A 21,008-nucleotide genomic window follows, 5' to 3' on the forward strand; every position below is an offset into this window, starting at 1 on the left:
TGAAACCATTCGTCCGGCTCAGGACGGATGGTTTTTTTTGCGGTAATACGCGTGCGTACCGAGCAGCAGCACCGCTGCGATACAAGCCATTCCTGCTCCCATGAAATACATGTACGAGCCGCCCCATTCATCCTTGATCCAGCCTCCAACCGAACCTCCGGCAATGCCCGCAAGCCCTAGAAACACCATGGATAGCATCGACTGGCCCGTAGATTGCAGCTCTTGCGGCACGAGCTGAACGACATATTGCACCGAAACGATCCAAAAGGCGGCGAACGTCATACAATGCGTTGCTTGTAATAACATCAAAACGGACGGGTCCGATATCCAGCCGTACAACAGCCAGCGGATCGTATACAGCACTGCGACGATCCCCAGCAGCGCCAGCTCGTGAAACCGGTGCATATAACGGCCGAGCAGCGCAAATGTCGGAATTTCCGCCCCTGCCGCAAGCGCCCAAGCCCATCCGGCCATCGAATCCGTGGCCCCCAAATCCTTCAAGTACAGGACGAACAGCCCGTCATTCATCCGGTGCGGCACCATGAGTATGAAGATCAGCAGCAGAAACCACAAGAACGGCTTGTTTCCGAACAAACTGCCCAGCGCCTTGAGAGAAATGCGCTCCCCCGTTCCTTTCTCATCTTTAAGAAATACGAGCAGCACGAAAGGCAGTACCCAGATGCTCCAATATATATAATGAATGCTGTTCATCCCGCCTAAAGCGCCCAATACATAACCGGACGACAGTGCCAACAGCGTAAATCCCATCGAACCCCACATCCGGATCGAACCGTAGCTTTTCCCGGCTTGCAGCGCGGATTTAATCGACACCGTGTCGAGCAGCGGCACCGACGATTGCATGAAGAAATACAACAGCAGCGTAAAGAGCAGCGCGAGGGTGTATCCGCTCGTCTCGAAAAGGCCGATGCTCGACAATACCGTCATAACCCACAGCCCGAAGATGATCGTCTTTAGCGTCTGATAGCGGTCGCTCAAGTAGCCCCAGATCGGCTGGGCAAAGATCGTCACAAACGGCCCGATCATCATAAGCAATCCGATCTGTGAAGAAGAGTAGCCTTTTCCTTCGAAGTAAATGGGCAGAAACGGCAAGAGGACGGCAGTGGTTGCATAGTAGGAGAAGTTCAGCCCCCGCAGCGTCCAGATTTGTTTGTTCATCCGGATATCGGTCCTTTTTTGATGTGTCGTTTAAAATCTATCGATGCTCTCTATCGGATTGCCAACTCTTTTATTATAATGGTAGATATCAAACTAGCAAGGAGAGACTGATCCATGGAACTTTTATTGGCCGCGTTCCTCATGGCCTGGGGGGGCGTCAGCGCCGATCATCCCGATGCGACATTCGAGCAAGTGGCCCAAGCTTCGATCGATTCTAAAACTGCCGTTGCCCAGCAGCCTTCCCCCGACGGGAATCTGTTCGACCGGCTGACTCCGGTAGACAAGAAGGACCCGCAAAAAGATGCGCCGAAGGTCAAAGGCATTTACGTCACGGCGCACAGCGCAGGCGGTTCGCGTATGAATACGCTGCTGAAGCTGATGGACGATACCGAGTTGAATTCGATGGTCATCGACCTCAAGGACGACTGGGGGTACATAACGTACGATACCGGCAATCCCGAACTGAATGCGATGGACACGACACAAAAAATTATTACCGACATGCCGAAGCTGATGAGTACGTTTCAGGAACACAAGGTATACCCGATTGCCCGTATCGTCGTATTCAAAGATACCGTACTGGCAAAAAAACGGCCTGATCTGTCTTTTGTAAATCCGGACGGCTCCCTCTGGGGCAATGGCAAAAATCCGCCGGACAGCTTCGTGAACCCGTACAAGAAAGAAGTGTGGGACTACAATATCGCGATTGCGAAAGAAGCGGCCAAGGCAGGCTTCAAGGAAATCCAGTTCGATTACGTCCGGTTCCCGGAAGGCTTCGAGAAGCGGGCCGATACGCTGAAATACGATAAAGACGAGCGCTCCCGCATCGAAGCGGTTGCCGAATTCGTGAAGTACGCCCGAGAGCAGCTTACCCCTTTGGGTGTCCGGGTATCAGTTGATATCTTCGGCTACGCCGCCTCCGTACCGGCCGCCGAAGGCATCGGCCAAGACTTCCAGAAAATATCCCAGAACGTCGACGTCATCTGCCCGATGATTTATCCGAGCCACTATTCGAACGGTTGGTTCGGAGCCAAGGTGCCGGATGCCGCACCCTACGTAACGATCAACGGGGCCATGAAGGATACCGCCAAGAAGCTTGACCCGCTGCAATCTCTGAAGCCGGTCGTCCGGCCATGGATTCAAGATTTCACCGCCACTTGGGTACCCGGTCACGTCCGTTACGGCAAAAAAGAGATTGAAGAGCAAATCCGTGCGCTGAAAGATAACGGCACCGAAGAGTTCCTGCTATGGAACGCCGTCAATACGTACACGCCGGACGTCGATTACAAGTAAAAAGCCTCGCCTGCGAAATAAGCGAAAAGCCCGCTTCCTTCCACACATCGAAAGGAGCGGGCTTTTCCATTTGTAAAAAAGATCAGGCCGTGCCGCTGCTGCGGCTTTGCACGCCCATATTCGGGAGCTGCCAGTCGATCTCTGCGCTGCCGATGCTTCGCAGAAAATCGTTGACCTGCGAAAACGGCCGGCTGCCCAAAAATCCGCGATGCGCCGAGAGCGGGCTCGGATGAACGGACCGCACGATGAAGTGGCGCTGTTCGGTAATGAGCTGCATTTTTTGCTGGGCGGGGTTTCCCCAGAGAACGAACACGATTGGTTTCTCCCGCTCGTTCAACAGCGAAATGACACGGTCGGTGAACGTCTCCCAGCCTTGCCCTTTGTGCGAATGCGCTTCGCCCTGCCGTACGGTAAGCACCGTGTTCAGCAGCAGCACGCCCTGCTCGGCCCAAGGCACCAGGCAGCCGTTATCCGGGATCGAGCAGCCAAGGTCGCTTTGCAGCTCCTTAAATATGTTTTGCAGCGAAGGCGGTGCCGGGATTCCGGGCTTGACCGAGAAGCTGAGGCCGTGAGCCTGTCCCGGGCCATGATACGGGTCTTGTCCGAGAATGACCACTTTGGTATCCGCATAAGAAGTGTAATGAAGGGCGTTGAAAATATCGTGCATATCCGGGTATACCGTACGCGTGGCATACTCCTGCTTCAAAAACGATCTCAGCCGGTGATAATAAGGCGCCTGAAACTGGTCTTCCAGCAAAGGAGCCCAATCGTTCTGTAATATCGCCGCCACGGCGATCTCACTCCCCTTTCATTCCCGATTATTTCCGAAACGTCGAAATCATTTGTGCGAAATAGCCGACGGTCTTCAGCACGCGCTCCCGCGTCTTCGCATCTTCGGGCTCGCCCTCCGGCGTAAAGCTGCGCTGCGCTCCGCCGATGGAGATCCATTCCGGGCAGTTGATGCCGTGCAGGTTGCGCACGATGGTCTGCAGCTGCTGCAGCGAGCTGACGCCGACGGCTCCCCCGGCCGAACTGACCGACAGCGTCACCTTGCCGTCGAAGTGATCGAAGCCGGTAAAATCGAGCGCGTTCTTCAGGACGCCCGACATGCTCCCGTGATATTCCGGCGTCGCCAGCACGATGCCGTCAGCTTCCAGCAAACGCTGTCTCAGCTCAACGATATTCGCATCCGTCTGGTCGAGGTCCCCGTTGTAGAACGGCAGCGGCTTCTCATACAAATCGAACAGCGTAACCTGGCAATGCTTTTCTTCAAGCAGCCGCGCAATATACCGGCACAGCTGCGTGCTCGTAGCCTCTTTACGGTTGCTTCCCGCAATAATCGTAATTTTCATCGTTTGACTGCTCCTTTGCTTCATCTAAAGTTTTGCTGCTTTTTGCTTTCAATGACATAGCCCGTGCCTTGGACCGCACGCTTTCATGACAACGCGGACGGGCTGCTCCTGCAGTTGGCCTTCCAGCTTATATATGTACACCACTGTTGTCTCCCACTTCTATGAAATGGGCCGCTCCCCCATCCTACCGAAATCGGTCGGAAGAAGCAAGTGCCGAAGGAGCGATGGCGCTTCCCTATTAGAATGAATTAGAGACAATTTAAAGATTTGAAGAAGCAAAACAAAATGCATAATATGGAAATATAAACCATAATATCACGGAGGGAAAGCAATGAATTCTTTTATGAAAAAGACAAAAGCATGGTGTCTGTCTCTTTTATGTGGTTCCGTCCTGTTAGCCGGGGCAGCAGGGCTCACTACCGAAGCCCAGGCTTCCTCAAATCTGCAGATGAGATCCGTATTGGTCTATACGGGATCGAACCAACCGGCGTACAAGACTGAAGATATTGTCAATTTATCCAAAGGCGCTGACCATTTCATTATCGTAACGACCAAAACGACGGCAGCTTCAGCGGATGTAACGGATTTCGCCAATCAGGCCAATAAAATCGTCGCAGCCAATCCTCAAGCCAAGCTTTGGATCTCCACCCCGTCACGAAACTCGACCAGCAGCGCAAGCACATACGATGCCTCCATTACCGGATTTCTTGATGCGGTTAAAAAGGCCATCGGACAAACCAACTGGGACAAGCATGTGAAAGGCATCTATATTAACTTCGAAAACATTTATTTGGACGGACCTGATACCGGCACGAAATATACTGGGGCGAACTGGACCAAGACGTTACAAAGCAACATGAACGATAATACCGTAGTCAAAACGATGAGGTCGATCAAGCAATGGGCCAAAAGCAACGGCAGCCTCAATGTGGCATGGGCTCCGTACGTAACTCCTCATAACGATCAATTGAAACGACTTGCTTACGTCATTAACGAAAATATCGCCGATGTCGTTTTACTTCAGCCGCATTACTATTTTGACGGAAACAAAGTACCGCTGCTGGTTGTGGACAAAAGCATAACAAACGGGTACTTGAGCTACACGGACGGCAAGCCGATTATTCCTGCCAACGATAGTTACATCAAGCTCCGAAGCGCAAACATCGGCGTTGATATGGAAATCGACGGTGACGCAAGCAAGTCCGATAGATATAACTTATACAAAGAATATGAAACGACCTTCCGCAAACATAGTAATAAGCCGTTTACTTATTACCTTGGCAGCGCTACGCAGATGAACTACAAGTCCTACGCCGGAAAACAGCTTTGGGAGCATCTGGTCGAGTTTTATACGTCCCTGTAGCGTCCGCCAGTATTTCTATGCCTTGCATTCCCCGACAGCGATTCGCTACAATACAATCAATGTACTTCGTCATCCATGTGAGGGGGAAAAGCCAGTGCTTGCTATCGGGACCAAGGCTCCCGCATTTACCGCAGAAAGCACGCAAGGTGCGGTCCGGTTAGCTGATCACCTGGGGAAACGGCCGATCGTGCTTATTTTTTATCCGAAGGACAACACGCCCATCTGCACGAAGCAGCTTTGCGCCGTTCGCGATTCCAAAGCCCAGTATGCCGATTATGATACACTGGTGCTTGGCGTCAATCCCGGTTCGCTTGAAGAGCACCGGCAATTTTCGCAAAAGTTCGGTTACGATTTTCCGCTTGTCACCGATTCCGGAGAGACGATCCGCCAGTTGTACGATGTGGGCCAGACATTATTCGGTCTGCTTGGGCAGCAGCGCATCGTCTATGTCATCGGCCGAGACGGTACGATTCGGTATGCGGCAAGAGGAAACCGTCCTACCGCTGAAATCGTAGCCGCAGTAGCCCAGGACTCGGAATAAGTCCTAACTTATGAAAAAACATGCAGCCTTCCGCCTACGGAAGACTGCATGTTTTTTGTGCTTTTATTGGGATAACCGTTTCGAAAGCTCGTATAATTCCATATTGAATTGTTTTTTGGTATTCACGACTTTATCGATATCGGTCGCAACAAGCTCGCCTTTGATCATTCCGCATGACTTGCCGGAATCTCCTTCGATCAGCCGGCGTACGGCAAAATCGCCGAGGCTGCTCGCCAAAATCCGGTCGTTGTGCGTAGGCGTACCGCCCCGCTGAATATGTCCAAGCACGGTCACCCGCGGCTCGATTCCGTTGCGCTTCATAATTTCCGCCGAGATATTTTCCCCTTTGCCTACGCCCTCGGCCACGATAATGATACTGTGACGCTTTCCTTGGGAGAAGTTTTCCGACATACGATTGGCGATTTCGTCCAGATCGTACGGCACCTCAGGCACCAGAATCGTCTCCGCTCCGCTGGCCAGGCCCGCATAGAGGGCGATATCTCCACAGTGGCGGCCCATGACCTCGACTATGGACGAGCGTTCATGAGAGCTCATCGTATCCCGAATCTTATTGATCGCATCCACAACGATGCTGACCGCCGTATCAAAACCGATGGTGAAATCGGTGAACGGGATGTCGTTATCGATCGTTCCCGGCAGCCCCATCGTTTTAATTCCGAGCTTGCTCAGCTTGTTTGCACCTTGGTAGGAGCCGTCCCCGCCGATGACGACAAGCCCGTCGATTCCGCGCTTGCGCAGATTGTCCGCAGCGAGCTGCTGTCCTTCCGGCGTGACGAACTCCTTACAGCGTGCCGTTTGCAGAATCGTTCCGCCGCGCTGAATGATGTCGCCGACGCTCCGCAGGTCCATCTCGCGGATGTCGTCGTTGATTAGCCCCGAGTAGCCGCGCTGTACGGCGAATACTTCAAGACCGTGATACAAGCCGCTGCGTACGACGGCGCGAACGGCCGCGTTCATCCCCTGGGAATCGCCGCCGCTCGTGAGTACCGCAATTTTTTTTACAGACATGGTGGTTCCTCCTCGTCATCTTGACTGTCTCTTTAATTGTATATAGAATCAAGAGGTTTTGCGGATCCAAATACTGTTAATGAAGAAAAACAAGCGCATCAGCGGACTGTCCTTCATCAACTTCCGGGATATCGTCTTCACTTGCCGCTGCTTGCTGACTTTAGGATCAGACAAGTACAGCGCCAGCAACCCTTCGATAATCATCCGGTGAAATCCCGGATGCTCGAGCTGTTCCGACTTGCTCTTCGCCTCCTCTACAATGAAGGCGATGCGTTCGACGGTCCGATCCATATTATCGTAGTAGCTGCAGAAATTAAGATCGCCGCCGGCCAGATCTTCCTCTTGGTCTATCAAATAATCAAGCAAAATGTGAAGTCCGCAAATGTACGGAAAATACGCCTCGTGAATTTGCCGGACCGTTTCCGGCTGCAGCTTCGGATCGGAAGCAGCCAAAAACAACATGAAAACGCCAAGCGTCGATCCCGTAGCGGCGGCAAATTCATTCCACGCGACCGCCGGAAACCGTCCCCGGTGCTTCTCCCACCAAGACAGCAGCGCATCCTCGCGCAGCTCCCGGTGAATGTGTTTATACACCTGCAGATCGCAGTACAGACCGACAAGCTCGCGCACCGAATCCGCTGCAAGCGGATAAGAAGGCAGCAGTCGGAGACTGGCTTGACATGTCTTGACCAGCTCGTTCAAATAACCGGCGTCGTCCTTCTCTTCCCGGAATTCGTAATAATCGTGCAGCGGCTCCGCCGGATCGACCGCATCGAGCATCGATTGATGCAGACGCCGAAAATCTTCGGGATCGAGCGAAGTGCTCCGGTCGCACAAGTTATCCAAGTAATCGCTGATCGTCTGGAAAGCGACGATCAGGGGAATAAGCACATGACGCATGGACAGATTCGCTACGGCATAGACCGAGCCGCCTTCACAGTGGAACTGCTTGCTGGTCATGCTCGCGATCGCTTGCTTCCGGAGCTCAGGATCGGGCATCGCTTCGGCTTTATCCCGCCAGTGGCGAAGCTGCTCCCGCACCTCCGGCAGCGCATAGCGATACACGCGCAGCATAAGTCCAATCGGGCGTTGGGGCACATCGGCTGACGAGTTACGGCGACTCAAGCAACGTTCCTCCGCCTCCGCTTTGGACATAGCCGTATTCGAGAAGCAGGCGCATCTCAAGCCATTGGATATGCTTAAGCAGCTCCTCGGCCTGCTCGTCCCGTATCCGGGTGACGTGCTGCTCGACCAGCGCGTTAAACGCGCAGGGATCCCAACCGGACCCGGATGCCCACTCCTCCAGCCGTTCCCTGAACGCCGTATTTGTAATGTCCTGCAGGTCTAACGACCTCACATAACCGTAGGCCCGCTCCGCGAGCTCCTCATAGATGGGAAGACTGCGTGCCATGCGAAACCAATAGTCGGCATTAGGATAATCGCCTTCCATCCGGTGCATGATTCCGTGCCAGTAGCTACCTGCGGGATTATGAATTTCCTGGGAGAGCGCATGGGATTTCTCCAAGCTCTCGTTAAACAAATGCAGCCCTGCTTTTACCGTGAGCGCATAGGCTTTCCGTTCCCCTTCGAAGGCGTCCAGCGACAGCTTTCCGATCTTGATATCGGCTAAGTCGTCGAGCTCTTCATCGGGATACAGCGAAGGTTTATGCGACGTCAGCTGCGCTGCGAGTCTGCCTAGACTATCGGTCCAACTCAAGCTTACAACCTCCTTCTGCGTACCGCGTTGCCATTCCATAGCTTTGCTTGCATCGGGGTTCCCCCCATTATATTCGGTAATGGGTCGCGCCATCAGTGATGAACCGCACGATCCGGCATGTCCTGATGAACCCGAAACCATAAGTGCAGTTCGTTGATCGTGCTGGCCAGATCGGCGATTTCGCTGTTTAAGCGGCAGGATGTCGGAAAATGCTCTTCCACATTGAGCAGCTCCTGCTTCGCGATGATAACCCGTTCCAATTGCTTGACCCGATCGGGAATGCCGCCGCGGATTTCCTCCCAGCGCAGAAGCATCTCCGCTTGTTCCTGCTGGCTATAGTCCTCAAAGTCCTGTTCAAGACGGGGCAGCGGAATGCCGAGACGTTCGTCCAGTTCAAACGCGTAAGTCATCTCCGTTTCCACCTTTCTCACCTTTTCTCGATTATGCAAAAGGGACGCACCGTTTGATCGATCCGTTTATCTATATAAATGTATCACGAACGATGAGCCTCTTCCAGTAGGTACGTAAATTTTTCTCCCTTGACTCCCCTATCCATGTTATAATGTTTGGCATGTGAAAAGAGGGAAGTCAACATGAACGAACTGCAGCAAACCCGCATTACGTTTCGGCAGCTGCTTGCCTTCTTTGTTCCCCTCGGAATGTCGGCGAGCCTTGTAACGATCTCCCATGTCATCATTAACAGTACGCTGGCGCGCGCGGCCTCTCCAGAGATTGTCATCGCAAGCTACGCCCTGCCGATGAGCATTCTGGGCATTACCGAGAGACCGGCGGTGCTGCTGCGGCAGACGTGCTCCGCTTTGGTGCGCGACCGCCTCTCGTTCCGCGCTTTGACGGCGGTCAGCCTTTACGTTCTCGGGGCCATCTTCCTCATCGGCGCATTCATCAGCTACACCCCCGTCGGACCGTGGGTGTTTTTGCGTTTGTTCGGGGTCGACGCCGCGATGGTCGAGCCGATGGTGGAGGTGTACCGCGTCTTGATGTTCGTCAGCATTTTTTCGGGAATCCGCTGCATGTTTCACGGCATTATTATTTACAACATGCGGACCAAATGGCTGACGATCGGCATGGCGATCCGGCTCGCCGGAATGTATGCGCTCTCGCTTTATTTTATACGGACGGGCGTCACCAGCGGAACGGTCGGCGCAGTCATCTTCCTGACGGGCATGATCATCGAAGCCGCCGTGAGCCTCTGGGAAGGAAGGGCTTTGTTAAAACACGAAATTCCGGAGAAGCAGCCGGACCATCCGATCGAGAAGCCTTCACAGGTGTTCCGGTTTTACCGGCCGCTGCTGTTCTCATCGGTTATCGCGGTCATTTCGGGACCGGCGATCAACGCCTTTCTCGGAAAAACGACGGACTTGAAGCTCGCTATCGCCTCGTTTGCGATCGCCGCCAGCCTCACGAACCTGGTGCAAAGCTTTTTCTCCTACATACATCAGATTGTGCTGAACTTTTACCGCAAAGATGCGGCTTCCGTGGTCCGCTTCACCCTGCTGCTCTCGCTCATCCCAAGCCTGCTGATCGCCTTGCTCGCTTATACGCCGGTCGGCCCGTGGTTCATGCAGCATGTGATGGGCGTTAGCGAGCGCTTGATGCTGGCAAGCCTGTCGACGCTCCGCGTCTTTATGCTGATGACGCTTGTGTTTCCGTGGCTTGATTTCGGCAACGGGCTGCTGATGCTGCGCAGTCAGACCAAGGTGATGGTCTGGTCCCAAGCCGCAAACGTGTGCGTTACGCTGCTGGTTCTTGTGCTCTGCGTCGCCCGGACTCCGGGCTGGAACGGGATGATCGGCGCCCTGGCCCAATCGCTTGGCGTCGCGGCGGAAGCGGCGGTCGTCTGGGCCGTGCTGCGCTCGGCTCTGCGGGCGGACCAAGCCATTCCGAGACCACTGCCGGCTGCGAACCGAAAACCTACCGAATCGAGTGAAAGCTTATGAGTATGTCCAAACCTCCGCGCAACGAGGTCGTGCTGCGCAGCTTTACGTTTACGTATTACATGACGATGGCCGTGATCACGTCATTCTTTCCTTTATATTTCCAATCGAAAGGCTTTTCCACGCTGCAAATCGGACTTTTGTATTCGGTCGGCCCGATGATCGGGATCTTCTCGAACTTATTTTGGGGAGTGGCCAGCGACAAGGTCCGCAGCGTGAAAAAGATTTTGAACGTCATTTTTATCGGGCAGCTGCTGATGGCGGCTTGGACGTTTCACACTGATACGTTCGGGCTTCTGATGGTGTTGATGGCCGCCTTCTTCTTTTTCCAGTCGCCGACGACCTCGCTGACCGACAGCTTGATTCTGCTTACCGTGAGCCGCAACGGCAAAAGCTACGCGTCCTTCCGCGTATGGGGCTCGATCGGCTTCGCCTTCGCCGCCCTCGTGTTCGGCCAGCTGCTCAAAAGCTACGGCGCGGGTCTGACCGTGGCGCTGTGCCTCGGCACGATTGCCTGCTCCCTGCTGCTGTCGTTCCTGCTTACGGATACGCGGGACGTCAATGTGAAAAAGCCGGACTTTTCCGGGCTTCTCCCGATCGTCGGCTCCAGGTCGTTTCTCGCGTTCCTGCTTACGGTACTGACGGTATCCATCGCCCACCGGATGAACGACGGCTTCCTCGCCTTGTTCTTACAGCGGCTCGGCGGAGACCAGTCCGTCGTCGGCTGGTCGTGGATGATGTCGGCGCTCAGCGAAATTCCGGTGTTCTTCCTGCTCAGCAAATACGGGCACAAGCTGAAGGAGCTGCCGCTGCTGGCGCTCTGCTGTCTGGCTTATGCCGTACGCTTCCTGCTCATGAGCCTGGTGGATAACCCGATGTGGGTCATTGCCATTCAGATGATGCATTCGATCACGTTCGGCGTGTTTTTGTTTACGACCATCCGGTACATTCAGAGAGTGGTTCCCGATCATTTCCGGGCCAGCGGCCAGGCGGTATTCGCGATTACGTGGTCCGGACTGGCCGGATTGCTCAGTGGCACGATCGGCGGTTGGGTGTTCAACAGCTGGAGCCCGCACGCCATGTATGCGGTTGGCTCCGCGCTCTCGTTCGTCGCCATGCTCGGATTTCTTGCCCTGTACGCCAAAGCGAAAAACGTTGCAGCAGGGGCACAGCAAGATACATTGCAATAGCTGCAGGACTGGCCGCCGTGGCAAACGTCTATTATCAAGCGGACGTTCCGGCGGCTTTTTTTGCACGCGTCTCTTAAAGTTTTCTTAACTTTTCAGCTTTTTCCACTTCTGAATGGACCGGTCGTCTATACTGAATTAGAAAAATTCGACAACGGAGGGGTTATGTGCTTGCGGTAGAACATTTGTCACACAGCTTTCGCAGCGGCAGCGAGAACACGCCTGTCCTGCACGATATTGACTTCCGGGTAGACAAAGGGGAAATGATCGCCCTGCTCGGCAGCTCCGGCTCGGGAAAGTCGACGCTGCTGAACCTGATGGCCGGCTTGATGAAGCCGACGTCCGGAAGCATTTTGATCAGCGGCCAGGCGATCGAGAAAATGAGCGAAAACCGGCTTGCGGAATTCCGCCGGACCCATATCGGCTTTATTTTTCAATCGTACGAATTGATTCCGCATTTGACCGTCCGCGAGAACGTCGAGCTGCCGCTTGTCTTTCAAGGCCAGCGCGGCAAGCACCGTCGTGAAAAAGCCATGTCGCTGCTCTCCAAGGTGGGCCTCGGAGAAAAGACCGAGATGTTTCCCTCGCAGCTGTCCGGCGGGCAGCAGCAGCGGGTCAGTATCGCCCGTTCGCTCATTACCCAGCCGGCTATTGTGTTTGCGGACGAGCCGACCGGGAACCTCGATACGAAAACGGAGAAAGAAATTATCGATCTGCTGATCGAATTGAACCGGACGCTTGGCATCACCTTCGTCATCGTTACCCACGAGCTGGAGGTCGCCAAGCGAACCCGGAGGGTCATTCAACTGCGCGACGGGTACCTGGTCGAAGACGGCGCATGGGCAGGTGACGCGGAATGAAGCTGCTCGATTATTTTAAGCTCGGCTGGGATCAGCTCAAACGGCGCGTCGTCGTCACCCTGCTGTGTACGATGGGCATTGCCATCGGCTCGGCTTCCATCGTGGTCGCCCTCTCCTTCGGAGAGTCGATCAACCAATACAGCCGGACGCAGATGAGCCTATACCTGAAATCGGACGAGATTACGGTCACCAGCGGCGGCCGGGCCGAAGGAGCCGATCCGAACGATCCGAACAGCGCGAAGCCTTACGAGCTTACGAAAGCCAAAATCGGCATGATGCGCACCTTCCCATATATTAAGGCGCTGGCTACCTACCGGACATTAAACCAGTTCGAATTTGAAGTGGACAGCAAAAAAGGCTACATCGATCAAATTTTTGCCACCGAGCTGGACACGCTGCCTGCTTTCGGCTATGAACTGCAGCAAGGTGGACCTTCGGAGCAGGAGAACACGATTATTTTAAGCTACGGGGCGACGATGGGGCTTTTCGACAGCCAAATATCCAAAGCCCGCCAGCAGCAGCTTCAAAGTATGAGCGAACGCGATGCCCGGAATGCTTGGCGGGAGCAGCAATATATCGCGTATCCCGTTTACCAGAAGCAAATCGTGCTCAAGCCGCAAATTTACCGTTCGAACGACGTCGGGGAAACGGTGGACATCCAAATTCCCGTCCGGGTCGTCGGCATCCTCAAGAAGCCGGAGGGTGTTCCCAACGATATGCTGATTCATCAAAAGACGGCGTTCGTATCGCCGGCGCTCGGCAAGCGGCTTCAGGAAGCGATCATTCAAATGAACGGCGGCAAGGTCAAGGAAGATAAAAACTCCTCGCAGACGGCCGAGTATAACGAGGTCAAAATTAAAGTCGACAGCAGCGCCCATGTCAAAGAGCTGGAAACGCTGCTCAAGAAGCTGAAGCTCACCGTGCAGACGAATCTTCACCGCGAGGAAAGCATGCAGAACGAGCTGCTCATCGTCCGGCTGATCTTCGGCGGCGCCGGGGTCTTTATTTTGTTCGTCGCCTCGATCTCGATCATCGTCGCCATGACGATGTCGACCTATCAGCGCAGACGGCAGATCGGCATCATGAAAGTGCTGGGCGCCAACCTCGGCCAAATCCGCAACATGTTTATGGTCGAATCGGCGCTGCTCGGGCTGCTCGGGGGCCTGGTGGGCATTCTGGTGTCGTATTGGGTCATTTGGGGGATCAATATCGCCATCATGCAGTTTGCGCCTCCAAGGCCGGGAGCTCAGTCGGAAATTTTATTTATCAGTCCCTGGATCCTGCCAGTCGGCCTGTTCTTCGCCATCATGACCGGAGTGCTGTCCGGCATTTATCCGGCCATCAAAGCGTCGCGCACGGATGCGCTGACTGCCATCAAACGAGACTAACAGTTTAGGAGTTATGCAGCTATGAAAAAAAGAACTTGGTTCGCCGCCGTAGGCACGGTGCTTGTGATCGGCATTACGGGGCTGTTATATTGGCAAAGCCGACCGCAGAACGCGTCCCGTCCGGCGGTTTCGCAAACAACGAATGCACTAAAATTCAAAGCTGTCCGGGAGGATCTGTCCAACATTGTCGAAGTGAAAGGAAAGTCCTCCTATCAGAAGGAGACGTACATCAACGCTCCGTTCGGCGCCTATGTCGCGGCTTGGTCCGTCAAGGACGGCTCTCAAGTAGCCAAAGGCGACGTGCTGTTCCGGCTGGACGACACGGAGCTCCGCAACGAAATCGCCCAACTTCAAGCGAACGCCAAGAAGCAGGAAATGGACATTCGCTTGAGTCAATTTCAGGAAAAAACCGGCATCGCCGATGCGGACACCGAGGGCATTACCGAAACGGACGCCAAAAAGCGTTTTGCCGCGTCGGAAAGCCGTAAAATGCAAAACGAGATTACGCAGGTTACTCTCGAGCATACCCGTTCGCAGCTCGCAGAAAAAACGAAGAAGCTGCAAGCCGCCGGCTTTGCTGCGCCGGAAAACGGCATTTTCCTGTTCGAGGGCACCAAAGAACCGAAGTCGGTGAAAGATAACGAGCGGATCGGCAAAATCGTCGATTTGACGAAGCTGCAGCTGATTTGCAATGTCGGCGAATACGACTTGTTCCGCATCAAGGAAGGCATGGATGTCGAGGTGCGCGTCGACGCGCTGAAGGATGTCAAGCTGAAGGGCAAGGTCGAGCGTCTGTCCAAATTCGCCAAGGCCGGCACCGGCAGCAGCAGCGAGTCCTCGAACACGACGGCCGCCCAGTTCGAGGTTACGATCTCTCTGGAGCCAAACGATCGGCTGATTGCCGGACTCAGCTTGACCGCCTCGATCCAAACGGATAAGAAAAGCGGCGCGCTGGTCGTGCCGACGCTGACGATTAATCGGGATAAAGACGACTACTACGTCATGGTCGAAGCCGCTGACGGTAGCTTGGAGAAACGCATTGTGAAAATCGGTCTGGAGACGCCGGAAAAAACGGAAGTGCTGAGCGGGCTGAACGAAGGCGAATCCGTCGTGCTTCAATAATTCCCCTCAACCGTACCTTCGGGTGCGGTTGTCATTTTCATGCGGCGCCGTTATAATGGAAAAGAGCTTTTAGTACCAAGTCCTAAGAAATACCGCAAGTCGAAAAGAGAGGATGACCCGCTAATGACCGATACATCTACACTATCCTACCATGAATTCAAAACGATCGTGCTTGACCGTCGCAGCATCCGCAAATATACGGATCAGCCGGTTGCCGTCGAAGATATCCGCGAAATCATCGATTGCGCCCGTTACGCTCCAAGCGATACGAACTCCCAAACGTGGGAATTCATTGCCGTCATGAATCGCGATAAAATTAAAGAAATCGAGCAAATTACTTGGGATCAGCTGCATCGCCGAGCTGCCGAAGCGGAGCAACGCGGCTTGTCCAAAGAAGCCCGCCTGTTGACCAAGTCGTTCGGACCTTACGCTACCGCTTTCTCGAATGCGCCTGTGCTGATCGTATGTCTCGCGACGCCGTACAACTCCAAGTTCCGGGAACGTATCTTCGATCCCGTTGAGCTTGTCGACGATGCGGTATGGGCGGAAGAAGGCATCAAGAGCAGTTGCCTCGCCGCACAAAACCTGATGCTGGCCGCACATGCCCGCGGGCTTGGCACATGCCCAATGACTGGTCCGGTGCTGCTCGCCCAAGACCAGCTTCGCGAATATTTGAACATTCGGCCGGAATGCCAGATCAACATGGTCATCGCCCTCGGCTATCCTTCCGAGCGGCCGGCCCGCCTGCCGCGCAAGGAAATCGACGACATCCTTCATATCGTCGATTAATAACAAAAACGCTAAAAAACGCCTCGGACCCTTATCGGGAATCCGGGGCGTTCTGTATGCTCCCACCGTATAAAAGTATTATGTCCTAGTCTGTCACCGCTCCCCGATCTGTTCGAAAGCTTGTCCAGAGGCGCAAAAAAAGCGGTTCCTGGAACGATGATTCCAAGAACCGCCTTGTTGATTTTTCATTTGGCATTGAAACTTAAGCAAAACTATCTAACGATGAGATGAAAACCGCCGCAGCGGTAAGTTTTCTTGCGAAATCAAGAAGCGAATTCAAGAAGTTTTCATCGTTTTGATTTCTAAAAGAAAGCTTATATCAAAACCCGTCAACCGAGTGTCGATCGGGCATCGTAGTTAGTTTCGACTTACAGTTTGTGAACGTTAGCCGCTTGTGGACCACGGTTGCCTTGAACGATTTCGAACTCAACCGATTGGCCTTCTTCCAAAGTTTTGAAGCCGTCGCCTTGGATTGCGGAGAAGTGTACGAATACGTCGTCGCCGCCTTCTACTTGAATGAAACCGTAGCCTTTTTCTGCGTTAAACCATTTTACTGTACCTTTCAATGAAAACAACCTCCTAGATGTATCGCCATCAAGGGCGAATGCTTAAATTATATCACCCTTATCAGGATAAATCAACAAGACCTAAATTATACACAGCCTTATTTTTGTATGCGCAGCAGCTCTTTGGAGCCGGGAATAAAAGGCAATTCTGAGAGCCCCAAAGACGCCTCGAATCCGGCCGTCCGCAGCTCTTCCAGAAGCCGGTCTAGCATCGGATACCGATCCCATTGCAGCGTAATGACGGGATATACCCGCACCTCTCCGCCTGTTCGGCATACCCTTAGCAGCTCACGCAGCGCGCGGGCGTGAAAGTCATAGTCGAATTGCTCATGGTACAGAAACAAAAAGTGGCTGCACAGCACAAGCCCGTACGACTCGTCCTCATAAGGAAGATGCGGCAGCTTGGCCGCCGTATACTTGGTTCCTTCGGAAGCGCGCGCATAATCGTCGGCGAACCGCTTCATGGACGCCTCCCGCATCGCACGATGCTGGTCCGGGGCGCCGTAAAACGTCCAATCAAAGCTCTCCCGCAGCTTGGTCAGCTTCCCGGTCGACACTTCGATTTCCGTCATCCCGTGGCGGTAAATTCCTTCTGCCGACAGCTCGTACATCGGATCGGCCGCTTGGGCCGCCAATCCACGGGCAGCGGCTTCCGCTACAAACGACGAAGCGCCTGCGGCCACGTCCAAAATCGGACCCGCCTCCAGCAGCTCCGGCTTCAGCCTAAACATGCGTTCGTACTCGGCAAACGACCGGCAGGTCATTGCCACTCCAATCTGCTCATACCCTCTGCTCATCTTTCTAAACTCTCCTCTGCTCATTGTACTGTATAGCTTGGCCCCCACCCGCCCTTCGGCCGATGCTGGAGCTTATTGGCATTTTATCACGGTCACTGGAGATTGACAATCGCAACATGGTTGCCAGCTTGGTTGAAGCCAAGATCAATTCATGCTAAGGTAAAGAGGTAGCGAGGGGTCTCTCACTCGCCGCAACCATTGGAATAGAAAGAGGTAACAGCCTTGAAAAATCAGGGGATTAAAAAACATACGATCTACAAAAAAGACAAATGGAACATGCTGACAGTCGAGGTCAATGGAAAGCAGTTGATTTTAAGAGAAATTTCCGACCAGTGGGGCGAAGATTGCCACACGTTTCTCAGCCGCCCGGAGATGATGCATTGGGTGAACGAACGCTTCTCGAAGGAACGATTCCAAGGCACCGACGAAGAGCTTGAAAATATTATGGAAGCTTTCCGTCAAGTTTAATACGAAAATGGACATAATTTTGCTTGACGCCCTGCTTGTCCATTCGTTATAATAAGGGCAATTACATAAGGATGTCCTCCAAAGGGGAGTAGCTGTCACAGTAAAGTCGTCAGTTCGGGTTCTGGGAAGAGCCCCGGCTTTATTGGCAACGAAACGTTGTTAGCAAGACCTTTGCCATTGAAGTAAAGGTCTTTTTGGTGGAAAAATGACCTGTACCGATATGGTAGAGGTCATTTTTGTGTAAAAAAACGAACACCAACAACAACGTAAAAAGGAGTGGTAGGACATGGAATGGTTGTCCGTAGAATTTCTTCTCGCCCTGATGAACATTGTCTTGATCGACCTCGTGCTTGCCGGGGACAATGCCATCGTCATCGCACTCGCAGCGCGTAATTTGCCGAAAGAACAGCAAAAAGGCGCAGTCCTCTGGGGAACGGTCGGTGCCGTTATCATTCGTGTCATCGCTACTCTCGCCGTCGTCTGGTTGCTGAAGCTGCCTGCCCTACTGCTCATCGGCGGGGTCGTGCTGATCTGGATCGCCTACAAGCTTCTAGTGGACAAGAAAGACCACGCGATTGAAGCGAAGCCGCAGCTCTGGCCTGCCATTCGTACGATTATGATCGCTGACGCGGCCATGGGCTTCGACAACGTCATGGCGGTCGCCGGCGCTTCTCACGGCAGCTTCCTTCTGGTCGTGCTCGGCCTCATTATCAGCGTACCGATTATGGTATGGGGCAGCACTATGTTTATCAAGCTGCTGGAAAAGTTTCCTTGGATCATCTACATCGGTTCCGGCGTACTCGCTTATACCGCGGGTTCGATGCTGACGGGAGACCCGCTTGTGAAGGAATGGTTTATCGCTAACCCGATCGTGAAATGGGGCTTGGTTGCCATCATCGTTCTGGGCGTCCTCCTGGCAGGCTACTGGAAGAAGATCTACGGCTCCTTGGTATCCATTAACGAGAGCGGCCACCTGACGATTCCGGCTGATCTGGAGCAAGGAGCGGACATCCAGCCGAACGATAGTTTCGAAGCGAAGCGCGATGAAAAAGGTCGCATGATTTTGGTGAAGTCGCGAGGCTGAGCGGGTTGTTCTTGAATGTTGAAATAAATTGCTCGCCAAGCGGTAGAGTAACTGCCTCCGGCCGCTGTTGACAACGGGTTAAGTGAATTAAATGTTATGGTAATAACCCGTAGTCAAAGGCGGCACGCAAGCTCTCCGGCAGTTACTCTACCTTCTGTATGCATTATTTCAAAAGAAAGTTCAAAAACAAAAATCAGCCTCGCGGCTTGTATGGTGGGGCAATGATGAAAAGCCGGCACATTCCACTAGTGCCGGCTTTGTTGCGTTAGGCTCAAATTTTCGTATGCGGAACGGGTGTTGCGGCGGTGCGGACATCGAGCAGCGCGGGCTTGCTGCCGGTTAGCGCCTGACGGAGAGATTGCTCGAATTCTGCGGCGCTCGACGCCCGATAACCGGAGCCGCCGCAGGCTTCGGCGATGGCCGCGAAATCGGGCGGCCGGAGGGCGCTGCCGATCAGGTTCATGCCGGCGACGTTCATCCGGTCCTGCTCCATCGCATAAGCGCCGTTGTTGAGGACGACCAGCACGATCGGCAACCGCAGCTCGGCAGCCGTCTGGAACTCCATCAGCGTCTGGACGACTCCCCCATCCCCTGCTACGGCGATCACTTGACGTTCGGGATAGCAGAGCTTGGCGGCTATTGCCGCCGGCAAAGCAAAGCCGAGCGTCCGCCACCGGCCGGAAATCAGAATATCCTGCCCCGCCTTGGCTTGAAAGATACGATTGAACCATAGCGTATGATCGCCGGTATCGACGGCAACGATCGCTTGATCCGATACGTGATCCGCAATCGTCTTCATGACACGCTGCGGCGATATCGGCGTGCCATCGGCCCGGGCCTCGGCTTCGATTTGCCGCTTCCAGCCCGTGCATACTTCGCGAACTCGGGTACGCCAAGCACCGCGGTCTTTGGCCGAGAGATGCTCGGCAGCGGCGAGTTTGGGTACAATCTGCCCGAGGTCGCCGACGACGCCCTTATGCAGCGGGTGACCGAGGCCGATCGCTTCCCGGTTCCAATCGACCTGAACGATCCGCGCCTGCGTCGGCACGTAATCATCCGGCCACCATGTCGCGCCGAGCATGACGATCAGATCGCTTTCGGCCAGCAGAATGCTGGACGCCTCGCTGCCAGCTTGACCGAGGCCCCCCGCATAGCATTCGTGGTCGTTCGGAAACAACGGCCGGGCGGGCAGCGTGGTGATGACGGCGGCAGACAGCTTCTCCGCGAGCCGAAGGACATCCTCCGCTGTCTGCTTCACGCCGCGGCCAATATACAGGACCGGCCGCTCGGCCGAAGCGAGCAAGGCTGCCAATTCCGCGATTTCGTTGTCGGGCGCGGCCAGCGGTTGATGCAGATGGGCGGAATACGGCTTTATCTCCCCTTTTACCTTCACCGAGTACAAGTCCTTCGGGATGGATAGATGGGTCACCTGCCCTTGGAGCAAACCGCGGACGAGCGCCTGCTCCATCAATTCGGGCAGCGCGTCCGCGTGCGTGACCAGCTCGGATTTCCCCGCAATGGCGGCATTAAGCTTTTGCTGATCTACATACTGCTTGGTCCGGGTGCCGATCTTCGCCGTTTCGACCTGTCCCGACAGCGCCAGGACCGGTGCCCGATCCATAGCGGCATCGGCCAGACCGTTCAACATATTCGTTACGCCCGGGCCGCTTGTTGCGAGGCATACTGCCGTCCTTCCCGTCAGCTTGGCTTCGGCGGAAGCCATCAGCGCGGCGGCGCTCTCATGCCGACAGGCCACGTACCGGATCGCGTTCTGTTTTCCGAGCTCATCCAATAAACTTAAATTAGCGTCGCCGATCACGCCGTAGATCCGCTCAACTTTCCAAGCCTTCAGCTGCTCCAGGACAAACTGCGAGACGAATAAGCCTGAAGTGGGCTGATTCTTGTCAGCAAGTACCGGTGGCGCGGCTGCATCCGCAATTGTGACGGGGCTCATGGAAATCACTCCTTTCGCTTTCCGGTATAGCGTTCCCTCTGGAGCGCTTCCCATTGCATTTTTTTCATGAGGAGTTAAAGGAAAACCGCCCGAATTGGCGAACATAGACAGTAAGAGGTGATAAGCTTTGAGCAATGGCGCATCGATATTGACGTTCATGATTATTTCGTTTTCGCTCGCGCTGATCTTAATCATGAAGAAAGATTCCCTTCCGGCGAACGTGAAACGGCCGCTGGCCATTTTGGCGCTGGTGATGGTATCGTTTTCGTTCGTGCTGATGATTTTTAGTTTTTTTTCCGGCGCGAAGTAAGCCAATAGACTTCTTTCCTTGAATTCCCTATACTTATATTTAACCCGCGCTCCGGCC

At 54.2% G+C, this 21,008-nt stretch carries 22 protein-coding genes; 12 read left to right on the forward strand and 10 right to left on the reverse strand.

The window, feature by feature from the left end:
* Positions 1-18 precede the first annotated feature (18 nt).
* Positions 19-1,176, reverse strand: coding sequence for an MFS transporter (locus PEL01S_RS00205; protein WP_127458828.1), 1,158 nt, complete (start codon positions 1,174-1,176; stop codon positions 19-21).
* Between the two features lie 114 nt (positions 1,177-1,290).
* Between PEL01S_RS00205 and PEL01S_RS00210 the strand changes: the two genes are divergently transcribed.
* Positions 1,291-2,469, forward strand: coding sequence for a putative glycoside hydrolase (locus PEL01S_RS00210; protein WP_127458829.1), 1,179 nt, complete (start codon positions 1,291-1,293; stop codon positions 2,467-2,469).
* Between the two features lie 82 nt (positions 2,470-2,551).
* Here the strand turns inward: PEL01S_RS00210 and PEL01S_RS00215 are convergent, their stop codons facing one another.
* The gene (locus PEL01S_RS00215) at positions 2,552-3,259 is read right to left on the reverse strand and encodes a uracil-DNA glycosylase (protein WP_127458830.1); all 708 of its coding nucleotides are present in this window, start codon (positions 3,257-3,259) and stop codon (positions 2,552-2,554) included.
* Positions 3,260-3,287: 28 nt separating this feature from the next.
* Positions 3,288-3,821 (reverse strand): NADPH-dependent FMN reductase, encoded by a 534-nt coding sequence (locus tag PEL01S_RS00220; protein WP_127458831.1) that lies wholly within the window; start codon positions 3,819-3,821, stop codon positions 3,288-3,290.
* A gap of 331 nt (positions 3,822-4,152) precedes the next feature.
* Here PEL01S_RS00220 and PEL01S_RS00225 point away from each other — a divergent pair, with 331 nt between their 5' ends.
* Entirely contained in the window at positions 4,153-5,184 is a 1,032-nt protein-coding gene (locus tag PEL01S_RS00225) for a hypothetical protein (protein ID WP_127458832.1), read from the forward strand.
* A 94-nt stretch (positions 5,185-5,278) separates the two neighbouring features.
* Positions 5,279-5,725 carry a peroxiredoxin gene (locus PEL01S_RS00230; protein ID WP_127458833.1) on the forward strand — a complete coding sequence of 149 codons (447 nt, stop codon included), beginning with the start codon at positions 5,279-5,281 and terminating at the stop codon, positions 5,723-5,725.
* Positions 5,726-5,788: 63 nt separating this feature from the next.
* Here the strand turns inward: PEL01S_RS00230 and pfkA are convergent, their stop codons facing one another.
* The 4 genes from pfkA to PEL01S_RS00250 form a co-directional block, all read right to left on the reverse strand.
* On the reverse strand, positions 5,789-6,754 hold the full coding sequence (gene pfkA / locus PEL01S_RS00235; RefSeq protein WP_063179698.1) for a 6-phosphofructokinase: 966 nt from the start codon (positions 6,752-6,754) through the stop codon (positions 5,789-5,791).
* Between the two features lie 48 nt (positions 6,755-6,802).
* Complete coding sequence (locus PEL01S_RS00240) at positions 6,803-7,828, reverse strand: tetraprenyl-beta-curcumene synthase family protein (RefSeq protein ID WP_174806885.1); 1,026 nt, start codon at positions 7,826-7,828, stop codon at positions 6,803-6,805.
* 37 nt (positions 7,829-7,865) lie between these two features.
* Positions 7,866-8,471, reverse strand: a complete 606-nt coding sequence (locus tag PEL01S_RS00245) for a hypothetical protein (protein ID WP_063179702.1) — start codon at positions 8,469-8,471, stop codon at positions 7,866-7,868.
* Between the two features lie 92 nt (positions 8,472-8,563).
* Positions 8,564-8,881, reverse strand: a complete 318-nt coding sequence (locus PEL01S_RS00250) for a hypothetical protein (protein WP_063179704.1) — start codon at positions 8,879-8,881, stop codon at positions 8,564-8,566.
* Positions 8,882-9,064: 183 nt separating this feature from the next.
* Between PEL01S_RS00250 and PEL01S_RS00255 the strand changes: the two genes are divergently transcribed.
* The 6 genes from PEL01S_RS00255 to PEL01S_RS00280 all read left to right on the forward strand — a co-directional run bounded on the left by PEL01S_RS00255 (position 9,065) and on the right by PEL01S_RS00280 (position 15,772).
* Positions 9,065-10,429 carry a multi antimicrobial extrusion protein MatE gene (locus tag PEL01S_RS00255; protein ID WP_127458834.1) on the forward strand — a complete coding sequence of 455 codons (1,365 nt, stop codon included), beginning with the start codon at positions 9,065-9,067 and terminating at the stop codon, positions 10,427-10,429.
* On the forward strand, positions 10,426-11,616 hold the full coding sequence (locus PEL01S_RS00260) for an MFS transporter (RefSeq protein ID WP_127458835.1): 1,191 nt from the start codon (positions 10,426-10,428) through the stop codon (positions 11,614-11,616). The genes PEL01S_RS00255 and PEL01S_RS00260 overlap by 4 nt, the downstream gene beginning before the upstream one ends.
* Before the next feature lie 164 nt (positions 11,617-11,780).
* On the forward strand, positions 11,781-12,473 hold the full coding sequence (locus tag PEL01S_RS00265) for an ABC transporter ATP-binding protein (RefSeq protein ID WP_127458836.1): 693 nt from the start codon (positions 11,781-11,783) through the stop codon (positions 12,471-12,473).
* A complete protein-coding gene (locus PEL01S_RS00270; RefSeq protein ID WP_127458837.1) occupies positions 12,470-13,861 on the forward strand; it encodes an ABC transporter permease in 1,392 nt (463 codons plus the stop codon). Before PEL01S_RS00265 ends, PEL01S_RS00270 begins: the two co-directional genes overlap by 4 nt.
* 21 nt (positions 13,862-13,882) lie before the next feature.
* Positions 13,883-14,983 carry an efflux RND transporter periplasmic adaptor subunit gene (locus PEL01S_RS00275; RefSeq protein ID WP_127458838.1) on the forward strand — a complete coding sequence of 367 codons (1,101 nt, stop codon included), beginning with the start codon at positions 13,883-13,885 and terminating at the stop codon, positions 14,981-14,983.
* Between the two features lie 123 nt (positions 14,984-15,106).
* A complete protein-coding gene (locus PEL01S_RS00280) occupies positions 15,107-15,772 on the forward strand; it encodes a nitroreductase family protein (RefSeq protein ID WP_063179715.1) in 666 nt (221 codons plus the stop codon).
* 368 nt (positions 15,773-16,140) lie between these two features.
* Here PEL01S_RS00280 and PEL01S_RS00285 read toward each other — a convergent pair whose 3' ends face one another.
* Both PEL01S_RS00285 and PEL01S_RS00290 read right to left on the reverse strand, forming a co-directional pair.
* Complete coding sequence (locus PEL01S_RS00285) at positions 16,141-16,338, reverse strand: cold-shock protein (protein WP_036680064.1); 198 nt, start codon at positions 16,336-16,338, stop codon at positions 16,141-16,143.
* Between the two features lie 98 nt (positions 16,339-16,436).
* Positions 16,437-17,135: a class I SAM-dependent methyltransferase gene (locus PEL01S_RS00290; protein ID WP_127458839.1), complete on the reverse strand. Its 699-nt coding sequence runs from the start codon at positions 17,133-17,135 to the stop codon at positions 16,437-16,439.
* Between the two features lie 276 nt (positions 17,136-17,411).
* On the opposite strand from PEL01S_RS00290, the gene PEL01S_RS00295 reads away from it, so the two are divergent.
* Both PEL01S_RS00295 and PEL01S_RS00300 read left to right on the forward strand, forming a co-directional pair.
* Complete coding sequence (locus PEL01S_RS00295) at positions 17,412-17,603, forward strand: hypothetical protein (protein WP_063179919.1); 192 nt, start codon at positions 17,412-17,414, stop codon at positions 17,601-17,603.
* Between the two features lie 286 nt (positions 17,604-17,889).
* Complete coding sequence (locus PEL01S_RS00300; RefSeq protein WP_063179719.1) at positions 17,890-18,687, forward strand: TerC family protein; 798 nt, start codon at positions 17,890-17,892, stop codon at positions 18,685-18,687.
* A gap of 271 nt (positions 18,688-18,958) precedes the next feature.
* Here the strand turns inward: PEL01S_RS00300 and PEL01S_RS00305 are convergent, their stop codons facing one another.
* Positions 18,959-20,641 (reverse strand): thiamine pyrophosphate-binding protein, encoded by a 1,683-nt coding sequence (locus PEL01S_RS00305; protein WP_127458840.1) that lies wholly within the window; start codon positions 20,639-20,641, stop codon positions 18,959-18,961.
* Between the two features lie 127 nt (positions 20,642-20,768).
* On the opposite strand from PEL01S_RS00305, the gene PEL01S_RS00310 reads away from it, so the two are divergent.
* Positions 20,769-20,951, forward strand: coding sequence for a hypothetical protein (locus PEL01S_RS00310; protein WP_010491482.1), 183 nt, complete (start codon positions 20,769-20,771; stop codon positions 20,949-20,951).
* Positions 20,952-21,008 lie beyond the last annotated feature (57 nt).

Origin of the sequence: Paenibacillus elgii NBRC 100335 (genome assembly GCF_004000865.1) — a bacterium.
GTDB lineage: Bacteria > Bacillota > Bacilli > Paenibacillales > NBRC-103111 > Paenibacillus_G > Paenibacillus_G elgii.